The 17,769-nt window shown below is 57.5% G+C and carries 24 protein-coding genes; 15 read left to right on the top strand and 9 right to left on the bottom strand.

Going from position 1 to position 17,769, the window contains the following annotated elements:
• Positions 1–174: 174 nt before the first annotated feature.
• From ACR0AU_RS09190 to ACR0AU_RS09170, 5 genes are all read left to right on the top strand, one after another.
• Positions 175–1,419, top strand: coding sequence for an ABC transporter substrate-binding protein (locus ACR0AU_RS09190; RefSeq protein WP_170514081.1), 1,245 nt, complete (start codon positions 175–177; stop codon positions 1,417–1,419).
• Positions 1,420–1,476: 57 nt separating this feature from the next.
• Positions 1,477–2,349 (top strand): carbohydrate ABC transporter permease, encoded by an 873-nt coding sequence (locus ACR0AU_RS09185; protein WP_039543053.1) that lies wholly within the window; start codon positions 1,477–1,479, stop codon positions 2,347–2,349.
• Positions 2,342–3,241 carry a carbohydrate ABC transporter permease gene (locus ACR0AU_RS09180; protein ID WP_480591558.1) on the top strand — a complete coding sequence of 300 codons (900 nt, stop codon included), beginning with the start codon at positions 2,342–2,344 and terminating at the stop codon, positions 3,239–3,241. Before ACR0AU_RS09185 ends, ACR0AU_RS09180 begins: the two co-directional genes overlap by 8 nt.
• Before the next feature lie 5 nt (positions 3,242–3,246).
• Entirely contained in the window at positions 3,247–4,344 is a 1,098-nt protein-coding gene (locus ACR0AU_RS09175) for an ABC transporter ATP-binding protein (protein ID WP_170408536.1), read from the top strand.
• Between the two features lie 108 nt (positions 4,345–4,452).
• Entirely contained in the window at positions 4,453–5,262 is an 810-nt protein-coding gene (locus tag ACR0AU_RS09170; RefSeq protein ID WP_170733925.1) for a methyltransferase domain-containing protein, read from the top strand.
• Between the two features lie 59 nt (positions 5,263–5,321).
• On the opposite strand, the gene ACR0AU_RS09165 is transcribed toward ACR0AU_RS09170, so the two are convergent.
• Complete coding sequence (locus ACR0AU_RS09165) at positions 5,322–5,930, bottom strand: MlaC/ttg2D family ABC transporter substrate-binding protein (RefSeq protein ID WP_480795588.1); 609 nt, start codon at positions 5,928–5,930, stop codon at positions 5,322–5,324.
• Positions 5,920–6,735, bottom strand: a complete 816-nt coding sequence (locus ACR0AU_RS09160) for an MlaA family lipoprotein (protein WP_170394822.1) — start codon at positions 6,733–6,735, stop codon at positions 5,920–5,922. The genes ACR0AU_RS09165 and ACR0AU_RS09160 overlap by 11 nt, the downstream gene beginning before the upstream one ends.
• Before the next feature lie 297 nt (positions 6,736–7,032).
• Here ACR0AU_RS09160 and ACR0AU_RS09155 point away from each other — a divergent pair, with 297 nt between their 5' ends.
• From ACR0AU_RS09155 to ACR0AU_RS09140, 4 genes are read left to right on the top strand one after another with little or no spacing between them, the layout of a single operon-like run.
• Positions 7,033–7,488, top strand: a complete 456-nt coding sequence (locus tag ACR0AU_RS09155) for a RidA family protein (protein WP_170394820.1) — start codon at positions 7,033–7,035, stop codon at positions 7,486–7,488.
• On the top strand, positions 7,485–8,255 hold the full coding sequence (locus ACR0AU_RS09150; protein ID WP_480795587.1) for a glycerophosphodiester phosphodiesterase family protein: 771 nt from the start codon (positions 7,485–7,487) through the stop codon (positions 8,253–8,255). Before ACR0AU_RS09155 ends, ACR0AU_RS09150 begins: the two co-directional genes overlap by 4 nt.
• 45 nt (positions 8,256–8,300) lie before the next feature.
• On the top strand, positions 8,301–9,488 hold the full coding sequence (locus ACR0AU_RS09145) for a GNAT family N-acetyltransferase (RefSeq protein ID WP_480735577.1): 1,188 nt from the start codon (positions 8,301–8,303) through the stop codon (positions 9,486–9,488).
• Positions 9,485–9,790 carry a 4a-hydroxytetrahydrobiopterin dehydratase gene (locus ACR0AU_RS09140; RefSeq protein ID WP_170394812.1) on the top strand — a complete coding sequence of 102 codons (306 nt, stop codon included), beginning with the start codon at positions 9,485–9,487 and terminating at the stop codon, positions 9,788–9,790. The genes ACR0AU_RS09145 and ACR0AU_RS09140 overlap by 4 nt, the downstream gene beginning before the upstream one ends.
• Here the strand turns inward: ACR0AU_RS09140 and ACR0AU_RS09135 are convergent.
• From ACR0AU_RS09135 to ACR0AU_RS09120, 4 genes are all read right to left on the bottom strand, one after another.
• On the bottom strand, positions 9,773–10,081 hold the full coding sequence (locus ACR0AU_RS09135) for a hypothetical protein (RefSeq protein WP_170733924.1): 309 nt from the start codon (positions 10,079–10,081) through the stop codon (positions 9,773–9,775). The genes ACR0AU_RS09140 and ACR0AU_RS09135 overlap by 18 nt on opposite strands.
• Positions 10,082–10,109: 28 nt before the next feature.
• Positions 10,110–10,457 carry a penta-EF hand family protein gene (locus ACR0AU_RS09130; RefSeq protein ID WP_170626752.1) on the bottom strand — a complete coding sequence of 116 codons (348 nt, stop codon included), beginning with the start codon at positions 10,455–10,457 and terminating at the stop codon, positions 10,110–10,112.
• 11 nt (positions 10,458–10,468) lie between these two features.
• On the bottom strand, positions 10,469–10,714 hold the full coding sequence (locus ACR0AU_RS09125; protein WP_170394802.1) for a glycine zipper 2TM domain-containing protein: 246 nt from the start codon (positions 10,712–10,714) through the stop codon (positions 10,469–10,471).
• 103 nt (positions 10,715–10,817) lie between these two features.
• Positions 10,818–11,303 carry a peroxiredoxin family protein gene (locus tag ACR0AU_RS09120; protein WP_170408529.1) on the bottom strand — a complete coding sequence of 162 codons (486 nt, stop codon included), beginning with the start codon at positions 11,301–11,303 and terminating at the stop codon, positions 10,818–10,820.
• Positions 11,304–11,402: 99 nt separating this feature from the next.
• On the opposite strand from ACR0AU_RS09120, the gene ACR0AU_RS09115 reads away from it, so the two are divergent.
• From ACR0AU_RS09115 to ACR0AU_RS09100, 4 genes are read left to right on the top strand one after another with little or no spacing between them, the layout of a single operon-like run.
• Positions 11,403–12,614 carry an FAD-dependent oxidoreductase gene (locus ACR0AU_RS09115; RefSeq protein ID WP_170733922.1) on the top strand — a complete coding sequence of 404 codons (1,212 nt, stop codon included), beginning with the start codon at positions 11,403–11,405 and terminating at the stop codon, positions 12,612–12,614.
• Positions 12,611–13,168: a 16S rRNA (guanine(966)-N(2))-methyltransferase RsmD gene (gene rsmD / locus ACR0AU_RS09110; RefSeq protein ID WP_170733921.1), complete on the top strand. Its 558-nt coding sequence runs from the start codon at positions 12,611–12,613 to the stop codon at positions 13,166–13,168. Before ACR0AU_RS09115 ends, rsmD begins: the two co-directional genes overlap by 4 nt.
• Before the next feature lies 1 nt (position 13,169).
• The gene (locus ACR0AU_RS09105) at positions 13,170–13,805 is read left to right on the top strand and encodes an HAD family hydrolase (protein ID WP_480795586.1); all 636 of its coding nucleotides are present in this window, start codon (positions 13,170–13,172) and stop codon (positions 13,803–13,805) included.
• 25 nt (positions 13,806–13,830) lie between these two features.
• Positions 13,831–14,010 (top strand): hypothetical protein, encoded by a 180-nt coding sequence (locus ACR0AU_RS09100; RefSeq protein ID WP_480795585.1) that lies wholly within the window; start codon positions 13,831–13,833, stop codon positions 14,008–14,010.
• On the opposite strand, the gene map is transcribed toward ACR0AU_RS09100, so the two are convergent.
• The 3 genes from map to sfsA form a co-directional block, all read right to left on the bottom strand.
• Positions 13,998–14,810, bottom strand: coding sequence for a type I methionyl aminopeptidase (gene map, locus ACR0AU_RS09095; protein WP_170394785.1), 813 nt, complete (start codon positions 14,808–14,810; stop codon positions 13,998–14,000). The genes ACR0AU_RS09100 and map overlap by 13 nt on opposite strands.
• Before the next feature lie 134 nt (positions 14,811–14,944).
• A complete protein-coding gene (locus ACR0AU_RS09090; protein ID WP_480795584.1) occupies positions 14,945–15,514 on the bottom strand; it encodes a hypothetical protein in 570 nt (189 codons plus the stop codon).
• Positions 15,515–15,580: 66 nt separating this feature from the next.
• On the bottom strand, positions 15,581–16,279 hold the full coding sequence (gene sfsA / locus ACR0AU_RS09085; RefSeq protein WP_170733918.1) for a DNA/RNA nuclease SfsA: 699 nt from the start codon (positions 16,277–16,279) through the stop codon (positions 15,581–15,583).
• 51 nt (positions 16,280–16,330) lie between these two features.
• On the opposite strand from sfsA, the gene ACR0AU_RS09080 reads away from it, so the two are divergent.
• Together ACR0AU_RS09080 and ACR0AU_RS09075 are read left to right on the top strand one after the other, a co-directional pair.
• A complete protein-coding gene (locus ACR0AU_RS09080) occupies positions 16,331–17,053 on the top strand; it encodes a molybdopterin-binding protein (protein ID WP_170394779.1) in 723 nt (240 codons plus the stop codon).
• A complete protein-coding gene (locus ACR0AU_RS09075; RefSeq protein ID WP_480591537.1) occupies positions 17,050–17,760 on the top strand; it encodes a GNAT family N-acetyltransferase in 711 nt (236 codons plus the stop codon). The genes ACR0AU_RS09080 and ACR0AU_RS09075 overlap by 4 nt, the downstream gene beginning before the upstream one ends.
• The last annotated feature ends 9 nt before the right edge of the window (positions 17,761–17,769 follow it).

Here is a 17,769-nt window from a genome sequence, read left to right as displayed (position 1 = left end):
CGAATGGAAACGGATTCAAGGCCAACGTAACACGGGGTAACAAAAGCGGTGAAAATTTCCACCTTGTCAGGATATTGCATCGCATTCTGCGTTGCCATGCGGCAATCCGTTAGCGCTATATCACCTATGGCCGCCCTTGGGGTGGCACCGAATTCTCAGGGAGGAGAACAAAAAATGAAGCGTTTTGCATTTGCCACCGTGTCGACCTTGGCCGTAGTGGCCGGGTCGGCTGTTGTGGCTGAACCAAAGGCCGAAGTTCTGCACTGGTGGACGTCCGGTGGTGAGGCGAAATCGGTCGCGGTTCTGCAGGAAGAGTTCGCCTCGAACGGCGGCACATGGACCGATATGCCGGTCGCAGGTGGCGGCGGCGATGCGGCCATGACTGCGCTGCGGGCCCGGGTTCTTGCCGGTAACGCGCCGACTGCTGTTCAGCTGAAAGGACCTGCCATTCAGGAATGGTATGAAGAAGGCGTTTTGGCTGACATTTCATCCGTGGCAGAAGCCGAAGGCTGGGCCGATGTCCTGCCAGCATCGATTGCAGGCCACATGATGTGCGAAGGTACGTGGTGCGCAGCACCTGTGAACGTGCACCGCATCGACTGGATTTGGGCCAATGCTGACGTTCTGGCCGCCAACGACATTGAAATGCCCACAACATGGGAAGAGTTCAACGCCGCTGCCGAAAAACTGCAGGCTGCCGGAGTGATCCCTTTGGCCCATGGTGGCCAGGCATGGCAAGACGCCACAGTGTTCGAAGCGGTTGCGCTGGGTCTGGGTGGCCCCGAGTTCTACCAGAAAGCCTTTGTCGATCTCGACCCCGAGGCGCTGACCTCGGACACCATGGTGCAGGTCTTTGACCAGATGCGCACCCTGCGCGGTTATGTGGACGAAAACTTCTCAGGCCGCGATTGGAACCTTGCCACCGCTATGGTTATGAATGGCGAAGCAGCCTTCCAAATCATGGGTGACTGGGCCAAGGGCGAATTCCTGGCGGCTGGCAAGAAGCCCGGCGAAGACTTCCTGTGTGCCTCGACCCCCGGCGACGGATATCTGTACAACGTCGACAGCTTTGCCATGTTCGAAGTGGAAGGTGATGACAACCGCGCTGGTCAGGAATTGCTGGCCAAGCTGATCGTCGCGCCGAAATTCCAGGAAGTGTTCAACCTGAACAAGGGCTCGATCCCTGCGCGGACTGATGTGGCGCTGGATGCGTTCGACATCTGCGCGCAAATCTCGGCCGAAGATATGGGTTCGACCTCGGCAGGCGGTTCGCTGCTGCCGTCTTATGCCCATGGCATGGCGCTGCGCGGGTCGCAGGCCGGTGCGATTACGGATGTTGTGACCGCACATTTCAACTCGGATATGTCCTCGGCTGACGCGGTTCAGCAACTGGCGGACGCGGTAGCAAACAGCTACTGATCCAATACGCTCTGCCCCCTATAGTGAGGGGCAGAGCATCTTTCCCCGGAGGCTAAAATGTCCGAATGGCTGGAAAACCACCTGCCCAAGGTGGTGCTGGCACCGTCGTTCATCGCCGTATTGATCTTTGTCTACGGATTTATCGGATGGACCGCATGGGTGTCGCTAACCCGATCGAAACTACTGCCGAAATACGAGATCAAAGGCTTCATTCAGTACGAACGCCTGTTCGACTCACCCCGCTGGGATACGGCGATCAACAACCTGTATATCTTTGGCGCGCTGTTCATCGTGATCGCGATGGTACTAGGCCTGTTGCTGGCCATCCTGCTGGATCAGAAGATCCGCGTCGAAGGCGCGATCCGGACGATCTACTTGTACCCGATGGCGTTGTCGATGATCGTGACCGGTACGGCGTGGAAGTGGATTTTGAACCCGGGCCTGGGCATCGAATCCATGGTGCAGGGCTGGGGCTTTCCGAATTTCGAATTCGACTGGCTGGTGAACCCTGACTATGCGATCTACACTATCGTGATCGCCGCGATCTGGCAGAGTTCCGGCTTCGTCATGGCGTTGTTTTTGGCCGGTTTGCGTTCGGTCGATGGCGAGATCATCAAGGCCGCACAGGTCGATGGTATCCCCACGTGGCGCATCTATACGGCGATCATCATCCCTTCGATGGCCCCGATTTTCCTGTCTGCTTTCATCGTGCTGGCGCACCTCGCAATCAAAAGCTTCGACCTTGTCATCGCCCTGACTGGTGGCGGTCCGGGCTACGCAACCGATCTGCCCGCTACTTACATGTACGCCATGGCCTTTTCGCGCGGCGATATTGGTCAAGCGGCCTCGTCCGCGATGATCATGATGCTGGTCGTCTTTGCCATCGTGGTTCCCTATCTTTACTCAGAGCTGAGGGCGAAAAATGACTGATCTGTCGATGCCCCAAACACAAACCCGCACCCAAAGCGCTACGGGCAAGATTGCCCTGCGTTGGTTGCTTTATATCCTGCTTGGCCTGTTTGCACTGTATTACCTGATGCCGCTCTTCGTGATGTTGACGACTTCATTGAAAAGCCTTGAGGAAATCCGCACCGGCAGCCTGATTTCGCTGCCGCGAGAGGTCAGCTTCGACGCCTGGAAAACCGCATGGTCCGGCGCTTGTACTGGTATCCAGTGTGAAGGTTTGCGGCCCTATTTCTGGAACTCGGTCCTGATCGCGGTGCCTGCGGTATTTTTGTCGACCCTGTTGGGTGCGCTGAACGGTTATGTCGTGGCGCAATGGCGGTTCAAAGGGGCCAATATCATCTTCTCGCTGATGCTATTCGGTTGCTTCATCCCGTTCCAAGTTGTTCTGCTGCCAATGGCACGTCTGCTGGGTATGATGGGGATTGCCGGAACCATTCCGGGCCTGATCTTTGTCCATGTGATCTACGGGCTGGGCTTCACCACGCTGTTCTTCCGCAACTACTATGTCACCATTCCGGCCGAGCTGACCAAGGCCGCTCGTGTCGACGGTGCAGGCTTCCTGCGAATTTTCTGGTCGATCTTCCTGCCGCTGTCGCTGCCGATCATCGTGGTGACCGTGATCTGGCAGTTCACGCAGATCTGGAACGACTTCCTGTTCGGCGTGTCGTTCAGCCAGGCGGGAACGCAGCCCGTGACCGTTGCGCTCAACAACATCGTAAACTCCACCACCGGCGTCAAAGAATACAACGTCGACATGGCCGCCGCGATCATCGCGGGGCTGCCGACGCTGCTCGTCTATGTCGTTGCCGGTAAGTATTTCATCCGCGGCCTGACCGCTGGCTCAGTGAAGGGATAAGACCCATGGCTCCCATCCTTGATATCAACAAACTCTACAAGAATTACGGCGCGACCGAGATTCTGAAAGACATCAACATCTCGATTGAACCGGGCGATTTCCTGGTGCTTGTCGGCCCCTCGGGCTGCGGTAAGTCTACGCTGCTGAACTGCATTGCGGGACTGGAAGAGATCACCGGTGGCACATTGTCCATCGGCGGCAACGATATGACCCATGTCAGCCCCAAGGATCGCGACATCGCGATGGTGTTCCAGTCTTACGCTTTGTACCCGACCATGTCGGTGGCCAAGAACATCACCTTCGGCATGAAAGTGCGCGGGGTCGATCAGGCCACGCAGGAAGCCAAGCTGAAAGACGTCGCCTCCTTGCTGCAGATCGAACCATTGCTGAACCGCCGCCCCAGCCAACTGTCGGGTGGTCAGCGTCAGCGGGTCGCGATGGGCCGGGCGTTGGTGCGCGACCCCAAGCTGTTCCTGTTCGATGAACCGCTGTCGAACCTTGACGCCAAGCTGCGGGTCGAGATGCGGACCGAGATCAAGAAGCTGCACCAGACACTGGACGCCTCAATTGTTTATGTTACCCACGACCAGATCGAAGCGATGACGCTGGCCACCAAGATCGTGGTCCTGAAAGGCGGGGTCGTGCAGCAGATCGGTACTCCGGCCGAGATCTACAACAACCCGGCCAATCTGTTTGTGGCGGATTTCATGGGCTCACCTGCGATGAACCTGATCCCGGCACAGGCATCGAACAATGGCTCGGGAACGCAAATCTCGATCGCGCGCGAATCCGGTGAAACGCTGGTTCTGAACGATGCACGTGACTTGTCTCTGCCGCAGGATGTCATCCTTGGTCTACGCCCTGAAGATATCGCCGAGGCGGGGTTCCGCGCTGGCGCAGGCGTGCAGGAAGCCGCCTGCATGGTCGATATGGTCGAACCCGCAGGGGCAGATACCTATGTGGTGTCGGAATTGGGTGGCAAGCAGGTCACGGCGCGGCTGCATGCTGAAACCAGCGCGCAGGCCGGTCAATTGCTGAACCTGGCGTTCGACATGAGCAAGGTGTCCTACTTTGCCAAGGAAACGGGTGAACGGCTGAACTAAGGGACCGTTGGCCCGCACCAACCCGGGGTGGGCCATACCAATCACAGTCGGTTTTGGCCGGTTAATTTGAAATATGCTATCTTGGGACGTAGCGAAGGGAGGCGCGCTATGTCCGATCCGTACTCCGATCTGGCCGGGCAGGATATCTCGGTCCAAGAGCGTATCGCCGAAGCTATGGAAGCGCGGTGTCTGGAGCCGGCGCAGAAAGAGATCAGGGATAGCTATCTAAGTGATCTGATTGTCCCTGAGGGCGGGTTCGCGGTTGAGCTGGGTTCAGGCACCGGGCACATCACGCAAGAGCTGCTGTCAGTTGGCGGGGTGGAGCGCGCGCTCGGCATTGAGCCCTCACCGGTTATGGTCGAACGTGCGAGAAACAGCTTCGCCAGCGAGAGCAATCTTGTTTTTGAAACCGGCGATGCAAAGGCAACCAGGCTTGAAGATAGCTCAGCAGACCTTGTTCTGGCGCATACACTGTTGTGCCATGTACCCGGCCCCGAGGATGTGGTTTCCGAGGCCTTTCGGATACTGAAACCGGGCGGGATATTCGCGATTTGCGATGGGGACTACGATACCGCCACAGCGCAGATTGCCGATTTTGATCCTCTGGATCAACTCATTCGGTTCATGATCAATCAGAACGTCACAAACCTCTGGATCATGCGCCAGATTGGCGGTGCACTCTCTCAAGCAGGTTTTGAGTTGGGCCGTCGCCGGGGACACGGTTATGTAGCCGAAGGAGAGGCGACTTACTTTCTGACCGTTATCGACCGTGGTGCGGATCGAATGGCCGAGACCGGGTTGTTGGCGCCTGAAACGGCACAGGCGCTGAAATCCGAGGCCCGGGCGCGTGTGTCTGCAAACACGTTTTTTGGCTACATGTCTTATGTCAGCCAGATCGCGCGCAAGCCTGCAACCTGAACAAAAAAGCCACCGCGCGAACGGGTCGAGCGGTGGCCGGCGTAGGATAATACCTCTGATCAGCCAGTCTTTTTCAGATCCTTGATCAGGCGATTCAGGTCGCCGCCGCGCGCATCCAGCATTGCGCCAATCTCTGTGCGCTCGGTCAGCAACAAATTCACACCTTCGATGAACATGTTGTAGAACTTTCCACGACCCGATTTGTCGGACACCAGGAATGTCACTTCGAACGGGGATGAGCCGCGCAATTTGACCGAGGTTCTGACCTCGTATCCGGTCTTGATCTTGCGCGCGTTACGCACGGTGACCTCACCGCCGATGAACTCGCGGAACCGGCGACCATATTTGCGCGAAATATAGCCTTCGAACGCTTTGGTGAACTGACGCAGCTGTGCGGATGAGGCTGTGCGTGCATCCGCCCCCAGCGCATAGCGGGCCATGATCGGCACATCACCGTATTGCACAAAAATCTTCTGAAAATCACGCAGCATGGCGTTTTCGGATTTACCCGAGTCAATGATACGCGTGATATCGGCCACAACGCTGTTGACCAGCTGTTTGGCCTGCGCTTCGGTCAGCGCGAACGCGGGCAGAGGCAATGCGGCAACTGTCATCCCGGTCAGGGCGGTGGCCACAAAACGGCGTCGGTTCAACAGGTTATTCAGCATAGGGGTCCTCATACGGGTCAAGATAGGGGTCTCTGACAGGGTCGGTCCCGGTGGTGGCGTAGGGATCGTCATACAGACCCAGATAGGCGTCTTCATCATCCCTTGCCAGTTCAAAGCGGCGATTTTGCAGGTAGATCGTGCGCGCTTGCGCGTAACTGTCTGCACTTTCGTACAGAATCGAATCAACTGTATCCGAGAACCGACCGCGATCTCCCATCCGCCGCACGACCTCGGCATAGACACCAATATTGTCGACCGGGCGGGTCGGGCTAAAGTTGATCGGATTCGAGAACAGGTTGACCACAACGCCGACCGCATCGCGCGCGGTGGACGGGCCGTAGAAGGGCAGTTCCACATAAGCACCTTCGCCCACGCCCCAGACATGCAGGGTTTCGCCGAAATCAGTATCAACAGGCGGCAGGTTCAGCTCATCCGCCGGGGCTGACAGGCCAAAGCCGCCCACGGTCGAGTTGATCAGAAAGCGCAGCAGCGCATTGCCGGACTGTTTCAGATTGCCTTGCAGCAGATAGTCCAGCGCCTGCCCGGGCATCGTCAGGTTTTCGGCAAAGTGATTGAAACTGGTAACCATCGGATCTGGTACGATCTTCACATAGCCTTTCGAGGCCGGTCGGAACAGGAATCGGTCCACACCCAGATTGAACTTGTGAATGCCCCGGTTGGTCCCTTCATAGGGGTCAAAAATCTCACCCCGCGCCGCTGCGTCCTGAGGCTGCGTCGCGCATGCCGATAGGACCGTCAGGATGGCGAATATGATCAGGTGCTTCAGACGAATGTAACTTGGCACTGTCTTCGTTACTCCGAAAATTGCCCAGCGGTATCCGGGCCTTCAATCAATACAGCCTTTGCACCCTTGGTGGCGCAATTGGTCTCACATAGAGGTTTCGCGCAGGATTTGAAACAACAACTCGCGTTTACCTCAGCCGATGGGGCGACGTAAAGTGACACGAATTCAACACTTCCTGAATAAGAGAAGACCTGCCCAGTTTGCAGGCAATGGGAAAAATCCCGCTTTCCCGCTTTCGGAAACAGGTTTTCCCGGGTAGCGTCCGCGCTGAATCACTACGAGATGAGGATCAATCATATGAGCATCGCAGCAAAACTGGACAGCCTGGGTGTCAGCCTGTCGGACGCACCTGCTCCGGCAGCAAACTACGTTCCTTTCGTGCGCATCGGCAACATTGTCTACGTGTCGGGCCAGATCTCCAAGGCGGATGATCTGATCACTGGTAAGCTCGGTGATGATATGGATGTTGAGGCAGGCGCCGCTGCAGCCAAAGTCTGCGCCATCAACCTGTTGGCTCAGGTCAAAGCGGCTTGTGGTGGCGATATCGACAAGCTGGTGCGCGTGATCAAGCTGACCGGTTTTGTAAACTCGACCGCTGATTTCACAGAACAGCCGAAGGTGATCAACGGGGCCTCCGACTTCCTGGTCGAAGCGCTGGGCGACGCCGGTCGTCATTCGCGCTCGGCCGTCAGCGCAGCCTCATTGCCTTTGGGTGTTGCCGTTGAAATCGAGGGTATTTTCGAGGTTCAATGAAACCGTCCCTTCCGTCTGAGTTCCTGCAGCGCCCGATAGCACATCGCGCGCTGCATGACATTTCTGATCAGCGGCCCGAGAATAGCCGGGCCGCCATTCGTGCCGCAATAGACGCCGGTTATGGGGTCGAGATTGATCTGCAACGCACCCGTGACAATCGGGCCATGGTGTTTCACGACTATGACATGACACGTCTGACCGGGCAGCCCGGACCGATCCAACAGATCACCGAGACACAAGCGCGGGCCCAGACGCTTCTGCATTCTGACGGTGAAGGTATCCCCTCGCTGGAAGAGGTGCTGGCCATTGTTGCAGGACGGGTGCCCTTGCTCATCGAGCTGAAGGATCAAGATGGTGCAATGGGCCCCGATATCGGCGCTTTGGAAGCAGATGTTGTAAGCGCACTGAAAGACTATGAAGGCCCGGTCGCGTTGATGTCGTTCAACCCGCATTCAGTCGCAGAGATTGCACGCCTTGCGCCACATTTGCCGCGCGGTCTCGTTACCAGCTCTTATGAGCCCAAGGTCGAGCCTCTGCCGCAAGCCGTCTGCGATCATCTGCGCAACATCCCGGATTTCGACCGCGTTGGAGCCAGCTTTATCAGCCATGAAGTCATCGATCTTGACCGCCCCCGGGTCGCTGAGTTGAAGGCACAGGGTGTGCCGATCCTGTGCTGGACCGTGCGTTCGCTTGAACAAGAAGCAGAGGCACGCAAGGTTGCCGATAATGTTACGTTCGAAGGCTATCTGGCCGAACATCCCGCTTGATCCCGGCGCGCGCGATCACAGATAAAGGTGCAGCGCGGAGGGGATATGGATCAGGCACAGATTGAGGTTCGGGTTCTGACATCGGTCTCGCAGATTTCCGCGAGCGACTGGGACAGTTGCGCCTGCCCTGAGGTTGCCGATGGCGGGCGACCGCTTGATCCGTTCACGACACATCGGTTTTTGCATGCCCTGGAAGAAAGCGGCTCGGTCGGGCGTGGTACTGGCTGGCAGCCGCAATACCTGACAGCCTATCTGGACGGGATGCTGATTGCGGCAGCCCCGATGTTTGCCAAGTCGCACTCCCAGGGTGAATACATCTTCGACCATAGCTGGGCTCATGCCTATGAAAGCGCGGGCGGGCGATATTATCCCAAGCTGCAGATCGCGGTGCCCTTCACACCCGCGACTGGCAGGCGTTTTTTGGTGCGACCCGGCTACGATGCTGTCGGGATCTCGGCGCTGGTGCAAGGAGCGGTGCAACTGGCCGCCGAGAATCGAATTTCTTCCCTGCACGCGACCTTCTGTACCGAGGCCGAGGCGCTGGCAGGGGAACAGATGGGCCTGATGGTGCGTCACTCGCAGCAGTTTCACTGGCTCAATGATGATTACGCCGATTTTGACGAGTTTCTGGCTGCGCTGTCCTCGCGCAAACGCAAGAATATCAAGAAGGAACGCAAGCAGGCCTGTGATTTCGGTGGGCAGATTCGAACAATCACCGGCGATGATCTGCGACCCGAGCATTGGGACGCGTTCTGGCGGTTCTATCAGGATACCGGCGCGCGAAAATGGGGCTCGCCCTACCTGACGCGACAATTCTTTGATATCGCTCAGGAAACCATGACGGATGACATCGCCTTGGTGTTGGCCGAACGTAATGGATACCCCGTCGCCGGTGCGTTAAATTTTGTCGGGCGGGAAACGCTGTATGGCCGGTATTGGGGCTGTGTCGAACATCACCCCTGCCTGCATTTCGAACTGTGCTATTATAGGGCGATCGACTTTGCCATTGCGGAAGGTCTGGCGCGGGTTGAGGCCGGTGCGCAGGGCGAGCACAAGCTGGCGCGCGGCTATCTGCCAACCCGCACGCATAGCTTGCATTGGGTTGGCGATCCGGGTTTTGCTGATGCGGTTCAGAAATATCTGGACGCCGAGTCCCACGCAGTGGGAGAAGAGATCGAGATTCTGACGGATTATGGCCCGTTCAGGAAATCGAACCCGGAGGAACAGCAATGACCGAACTTCTGTCAACCGAGACCCGCGGCCCGCTGCTGGACCCGCTGTTCAGAAATGGCTGGACCATGGTCGAAGACCGCGATGCGATCACCAAGACCTTCATCTTCGATAATTTTGTCGCCGCCTTTGGCTGGATGACGCAGGTGGCGATCTGGGCCGAGAAATGGAACCACCACCCCGAATGGTCGAATGTCTACCGCACGGTAGAGGTGGTCCTGTCGACCCATGATGTTGGCGGTCTGTCTGCACAAGACGCCAAGCTGGCGCGTAAGATGGACAGCCTGCTAACGGTCTCCGCGTGAACCCGTCCCACCGGCCAGCAATGTTGCCGTTCCCAGCTGCTTGAATTCTGCCGGAGTGATCGTGCCGTCGCTGACATTGATATTGCCCGGAATTCTGATCGTACGGGTGCCGACGGACCGCACGCTGCGGGCCGCCGGATTGATGTCGAGACACCGATTTTCATAACAGGTCAGACCGCTGGTATTGATCTGAATCTGCACCTGACCATCAGGGCCGCTGACCACCGGGGATTGCTGTACGTCACATGCGGCCAAAGCCACCAGGCTACCGAGGCAGATCCATTTATTCATGACACGCTCCTGCCAACCAAGTTGGCGTTTAATCTAAGAGACCGTTGCCATCCTTATCCGCAGCGTCAAAATCGTTCTGCATCTGGCTGACATACTCTGCCTTTGAGATAAGACTGTCGCCATCCCGGTCAACGGCTTCGAACTGTTTGATATCCAAGAACGGTTTTGCTTCGCTCAGGCCCAGAGTGCCGTTCTTGTCTTCGTCCATTGCCTGAAATGCATAGTCCGAGAAGGCGTTGAATTCGTCCTTGGACAGGAAGCCGTCATTGTTGGTGTCGATGTTATTCAACTCGGCCTCGTGCAGTTCTGCGACAGTCTCTGCGTTTGCAGCAGCAGCCATCACGAATACGGTGGTGATAATCAATACTCGTTTCATCTCAAATCTCCTCAGCACGCGTAACGTTCGCCAGACACGCCACCCGCAGCGGCGCCCGCCGCCGTCAGGATGGTCTTGCCTGAACCACCGCCAAATTGATTGCCGATCACTCCACCGATCAGGGCGCCGCCTATGGTACCACTCAGGCAGGCGATCTCGTGCTGTCGGGCAGCCTGTTGTTGGGGTGTGGGTGCAGGTCCGCACGCCGCCAGGGCCCCGGCGGTGCCAAGAAACAATGTAAGCAATTTCAGTCGCATCAATGAACTCCCGAGTTGTATGCGCCAAGTATTGGCGCATCGGGGCGTTGCATCAAGTTAAATGCGTTTCACGTGGCCCCGGTCAAACCGGGGCCGACAGGGATCAGATACTATCAAGCAGGCCTTCACCAGCCGAGACCTCACAGACACCGGGGTTTTCTTCCAGATTCATCGCCACAACCTTGCCGTCTTCAACCAGCATTGCATAGCGTTTGGAGCGTGCAATCAGGCCTACGGGCGGGGCGTCGAAATCCATGCCGATGGCCTTGGTAAACTCGGACGCTGCATCGGCCAGCATGGTCAGCCCGGCCGCTGTTGCACCGGTGCTTTCTCCCCAGGCGCCCATCACGAAAGGGTCGTTGACCGAGATACAGATGATTTCTTCTACACCCTTGGCATCGAACTGGTCCTTGGTCCGCATGAAGCTTGGTACATGAGCGGTTGTGCAGGTTCCGGTGAACGCACCGGGTACAGCGAAGATCACAACCTTGCGCCCTTTGGTCTTGTCTGAAATCCGAACCTCCTCGGGGCCTTCGGCACCCATCTGGATCAGCGTGGCCTCGGGCAGCATGTCACCTGTTGCAATCATTTTTACGCTCCTGTCATTTGGATTTGCAGAGTCGGGCTTTGCCGCAATATAGGTGGTCGAAACAAAGTAACCACGTGAATTCTGCAGGGTGAGCGAAACATGAGCCATATTGTCGTGATCGGGGCAGGGCAGGCCGGTGCTTCTTTGGTAGCACGGCTGCGCAAGGACGGGTTCGAAGGTGACATCACCCTGATCGGAGCCGAGCCGCATTTGCCCTACCAACGCCCGCCCTTGTCCAAGGCCTATCTGCTGGGCGAGATGGAGCTGGAGCGCCTGTTCCTGCGGCCCGAGAGCTTCTATGCCGAAAACAACATCACCCTACGGTTGGGTCAACGTGTGACGGCGATTGATCCAAAGGCCAAGACGGTGATCCTCGGCGATGAGGTGATCACCTATGATGAACTGGCGCTGACCACTGGGTCCGACCCACGCCGCCTGCCCGCAGCGATCGGGGGCGATCTTGAGGGTGTCCATGTGGTGCGAGATCTCGCCCATATCGACGAGATGGAACCTCGGGTATCGGATGGCGCCCGCGCGCTGATCGTTGGTGGCGGCTACATCGGGCTTGAAGCCGCCGCCGTTTGTGCCAAGCGCGGGGTCAGGGTGACCTTGGTCGAGATGGCCGACCGCATCCTTCAGCGTGTCGCGGCCAAAGAGACAAGCGACTACTTTCGCACGCTGCACACCGAATACGGGGCCGACATTCGTGAGGGCGTCGGGTTGGATCGTCTGGTTGGTGAAAGTGGCAAGGTGACGGGCGCCGTCCTGACCGATGGCACCCAACTTGAGTTGGATTTTGTTGTCGTCGGCGTCGGCATCGCGCCGTCGACTCAACTGGCTGAACTGGCCGGGTTAGAGCTGGATAACGGCATCAAGACCGACGCCCATGGCCGCACCTCAGATCCGTCGATCTGGGCGGCGGGCGATTGCGCGTCGTTCCCGCATGGCGAAGGCCGTATCCGCCTGGAAAGCGTGCCGAACGCCATTGATCAGGCCGAGATCGTGGCCCAGAACATGTTGGGCGCGGCTAAGGATTACACTGCAACGCCATGGTTCTGGTCCGATCAGTATGACGTCAAGCTGCAGATCGCCGGGCTGAATACCGGCTATGACCGTGTGGTGACTCGCAAGGGTGAGGGCGCGACGGTGTCCTTCTGGTACTACAAGGGCGATCAGCTGATCGCGGTCGACGCGATGAATGACCCGCGCGCCTATATGGTTGGCAAACGCCTGATTGATGCCGGCAAGACCGCTGATCCGGCTGTTGTTGCCGACCCAGAAGCGGACCTGAAACCGCTGCTCAAAGCGTGAGGATCATCGCCGGAGACTTCCGGGGCCGGGCTCTGACTTCGGTTGGCAAAGGCGATGCCGGTGCGCATCTTCGCCCAACCACTGACCGGGTAAGGGAAAGCCTGTTCAACGTTTTGAATCATCAGATCGACTTCAACGGCTTGCAGGTTCTCGACCTTTTTGCGGGCACCGGTGCATTGGGACTAGAAGCGCTGTCTCGCGGCGCGTCCCACGTCACGTTTGTCGATGATGGGAGGGTCGCGCAGGGTCTGATCCGCAAGAATATCGGCCTGACCGGAAGCGCTAGCCAGGCCACTTTGATCCGGCGGGACGCGACCCGTTTGGGCGAAAACCCGGGCACTGTTTGTGATCTGGTTTTTCTGGATCCGCCTTACGGAAAAGCTCTGGGTCAAAGGGCACTGGCCGCGGCTACCCAAGGTGGTTGGCTGTCTGATGACGCTCTGATCGTCTGGGAAGAAAGCACCCCCATGCTCGCGCCCGAGGGCTTTACGCTGCACGACACGCGGAAATATGGCGACACGCATATCTCGCTAATGTGGCGCACAGGGGGCTGAGATGCACGATCTGGTTATCTTTGATTGCGACGGCGTTCTGGTCGATAGCGAGGTTTTGTCCAATCAGGTCATGGTCGACAATCTCGCTGGCCATGGTCTGCACTTGTCCTTAGCCGAATGCATGTCCCTGTTTGTTGGCGGCACCATGACCGGTGTGCGCGACAAGGCGCGCGAGCTGGGGGCTGATCTGCCGGATGACTGGACTGATCAAATCTATGCGGAAATCTACGAGACGCTGAAAGCAGGCACGCCTCTGGTCGCGGGTATCCGTGAATTGCTGGCGCAACTGGATGCAAGCGTCATTCCCTACTGTGTCGCCTCAAATGGTCGGCCTGAGAAAATGAAGATTACTTTGGGCCAGAATGGTCTTTGGGAGCGTTTTCAAGATGTGATGTTTTCGGCGCAGGTGCTTGGAACGGGCAAGCCCGACCCGACCCTGTTCCTGACCGCTGCACAGCATTTCGGCGCAACGGTGCCGGTTGTGATCGAAGACAGCGAAAACGGTGTCACCGCAGCAATGCGCGCCAATATGCGCTGCCTGGGCTATGCGGCCCATGATGATGGTGCGCGATTGGAAGAACTAGGGGCCGAAGTGTTCTCCGACATGTTATATGCGCCCAAGCTTTTGGGACTTTGAGCCATAAACGTGTTATGCTTGGTCCATGGACCGCGCTATCACACCTCCGCTCTGGGCTTTTTCGAAAGACGCCGACACCAAAACTGGGCCTCCGCCCAAACCGATGCGCGCGCCGGTGTTCATTCACGACGCGGTCATCCCGTGGCGGGATGAAACCTTGCTGCTGAAGCTATTACGCGATCAGGCGACCGATCAGGACGAATAGGTCGGGTGATATTTGCCGCCCGGTGACAAGGTGAAAATCTCAACCCCATCTGCGGTTACACCGACCGAATGCTCGAACTGCGCCGACAGCGATTTGTCGCGGGTCACGGCAGTCCAGTCATCGGACAGTGTCTTGGTTTCAGGACGCCCCAGATTGACCATCGGCTCGATGGTAAAGAACATGCCCTCTTCCAACACAGCTCCGGTACCCGGACGACCATAGTGCAGGACGTTTGGTGGCGCGTGGAACACCCGGCCCAGACCGTGGCCGCAGAAATCGCGTACAACGCTCATCCGATGCGCCTCGACATAGGCCTGAATGGCGTGGCCGATATCGCCGAAAGTATTGCCCGGCTTGACCATCTCGATACCTTTGAACAGTGCGTCGTGGGTCACCTGAATCAGCCGTTCGGCCTTGCGCGGCAATTTACCCGCCACATACATGCGCGACGTATCACCGAACCAGCCATCAACGATGACGGTCACGTCGATATTCAGAATGTCGCCATCCTTCAGCTTTTTGTCACCCGGAATGCCGTGACACACCACGTGGTTCACGCTGATGCAGCTGGCGTGCTGATAACCCTTGTAGCCAATGGTTGCCGATTCCGCACCTGCATCCTCGACCATCTGAGTGATCAGCCCGTCAATCGCACCGGTGGTCTGGCCGACAAAAACATGTTCAGCAATGTCATCCAATATCCGCGCAGCCAGCGCCCCTGCCGCATGCATGCCGGCAAAGTCACTCTGTTCATAGATGCGGATACCGTCTTTGGTCAGACGGCCACGATGTTCTTTCATCGGTGCGGGACTCCAAATATTTCACGCAGCACTTCTTTTACGCTGCTTGTGCAGAAAGTACCAGAGGGTGCGCGGTGGTGAATGTTTTTCAGTTGATTTGGTTTAACACGTAGACTGATAAGGGCTCTTGGTGATCAAGGCAGACGAAAGTGAGTTGGGAATACGCCGACACCGCTTCCTAGGCCAACAAGAATAATCTGTCTTCCGGTTCGCAGACGTCTGCGAATACTGTTCGGGACATCACAAACGACGTTAACAGCGCGCGCCGTGTCTTTAAGAGCGATTGGCCTAGGGCACTTCCGATAATCTCCCATATTGGGATCACTAACAACAAATGTTATTTCTACCGTGCGAAAAGAGGGAAGAGAAACAACCATCGGGATCGTCGCCGCCACTATAAGAAAGCCCGCAAGCGCACTTACCAAAGGCATGAACAATATAGACAATGTTGTTTTTATTGGCTCTGAGAATTGGATGCCTTCGGATAAGCTAAGGTGAACCGCCCAAAGTGCTGTCGCTCCCGAAATTGCTCCCACTACGCATGCAGGCCAAAAAGCCCAGGAAACCCAAATCGGAGAGGGAACAAACGCTACGCCAAAAAATCTAGCCAATACAGGTATCCCTCCCAAAATCATTAGGGTCACTGAGATTGTTCGAATACGCTTTTCTAAACGGGTGTTCTCGGTCTTCGGTAGTGCCGTCATTAAGTTGTCCTTTGAGAATCTCTAAGCAAATTCGATAGAAATAGTCGGGTTCATCTGAATTTTTTCTCAACAATTGATTGACGAGTTGACCAAAACACCTATTGGCGAAATCTGCGTCCCGTAAACCAGCTTCTCCACCCCCTGCGCTTGCGCCACCTCAAACGCCGCCGCATAAGCCGGATCAATATTGGTAGCCAGCGCAAACCGGTCGCAATCGGTCCGTTGAACCAGATACAGCATCACCGCCCGATGCCCTTGTGCCGCCATAGCCGCCAGTTCGCCGAGATGTTTGTTACCGCGGGCGGTCACACTGTCGGGGAATTCAGCAAGGCCGGGTTGGCGTGAGAGGGTGACGCTTTTGACCTCGACATAAGCATCGGGTAGGCCCGGCCCGGTCAGCAGGAAATCGATACGGCTGTTTTCACCGTATTTGACCTCGGGGCGCACGGTTTCATAGGCGGCCAGCTCGGGGATTTCACGCGCCTCGAGCGCCAACCGAAGCGCCTTGTTGGGGACTGATGTGTCGACCCCTGTGAAATGCCCGTTCTCATGATCGACCAGCCGCCAGCCGTATTTCAGCTTTTTCTTCGGATCGTCGTTGGGCTCCAGCCAGATTTTCTCACCCGGTTCTGCGAGCCCCATCATTGAGCCCGGATTGGCGCAATGGGCTGTCACCTCGCGCCCGTCTTCCAGCCTGCAGTCTGCCAGAAAGCGTTTGTAGCGGCGGATCAGTCGAGCGGGGACAAGGGGGGTTTCAAATCGCATGGCCAAGGGCCTATACCTGCCCTAACGGTCGATCAAGAGGGAGGGCGCGTCATGGCCAATCCAACCGCTGCAATGTTGGTGATCGGGGATGAGATCCTCTCGGGCCGCACCCGCGATGCCAATATGCATTATCTGGCTGGAGAGCTGACCAAACACGGCATTGACCTGAAAGAGGTGCGCATTGTCAGCGATGATGCACCCGCGATTGAGGCAGCCGTAAGGGCGCTATCAGAGGCCCATGACCATGTGTTTACCAGTGGTGGTATTGGTCCGACCCATGACGACATCACCGCTGACTGCATCGCCCGTGCCTTTGGCGTGCATATCGATGTTCGCGACGACGCGCGTGCATTGCTTGAGGCGCATTACGAGAAATCCGGGCTGGAGCTGAACGACGCTCGCCTGCGCATGGCGCGTATTCCGGAAGGGGCCGAATTGATCGACAACCCGGTCTCGACCGCGCCCGGCTTTACCATCAACAACGTCCATGTCATGGCCGGGGTGCCTTTGGTTTTTCAGGCCATGGTTGCGAGTGTTCTGCCTTCGCTCATCGGAGGTAGCCCGCTTTTGTCGCAGACGCTGCGTGTGGATCGGGGTGAAGGCGATATTGCAGCAACTTTGGCCGCACTGGCCAAAGACTTCGGCGATCTTTCGATCGGCTGTTATCCGTTTCAGACGAATGGCGTCTTCGGAGCCAACGTCGTCGTGCGCGGCACCGAGGGTGGACGGATCGATGCCGCCATGACCCGCCTTGCGAAAGAGATCGAGCTTTGAATCCCGATTGGGCCGCTGTTGTCGATGGCACATGGCCTGCCGCCGGCTATCAAACGCAAGGCCCATTTCGACTGCGGCAAGGACAGGGCGGAGGTTCACGCGTCTCTGCCGCCAATCGCACCGGGGACGTCACCAGCGCCGATATCGATGCGGCCGAAAGCGCCATGCAGGCGATGGGTCAAAAACGCATCTTCTGCCTGCGGCCCGGAGATGAGGCGCTGGATGCAATGCTTGCGCAACGCGGCTACGACATCCTTGATCCGGTTAATATCTATTCCTGCCCGGCGCAGCAGTTGACCGATATCCCGATCCCGCGCGTGACTGTTTTCAACATCTGGGAACCGCTGGCCATCATGCGTGAGATCTGGGCGCAGGGCGGTATCGGCCCCGAACGGATTGCGATCATGTACCGGGCACCGTGCCCAAAGACCGGCCTTTTGTTGCGCCACAGCGACCAGCCCGCAGGAACCGGCTTCGTGGCGATCCATGAAGGTATCGCGATGGTTCACGCGCTGGAAATCCTACCGGATCACCGCCGCAAGGGGTTGGGCCAGTGGGCCATGCGCGCCGCGGCCTTTTGGGCGCTGGACAATGGCGCGCAGACGCTTAGCGTGATCTGTACCAAGGCGAACGCGGGGGCCAATGGCCTCTACCACTCGCTTGGGATGAAGATCGTCGGAGAATACCACTATCGCCAGCGCGTCTGAGGAGGACGA

This window comes from Ruegeria sp. CG1, from assembly GCF_056537265.1.
The sequence above is the reverse complement of the archived record's forward strand: the minus strand, read 5'-3'. Positions and strand labels throughout refer to the sequence as shown.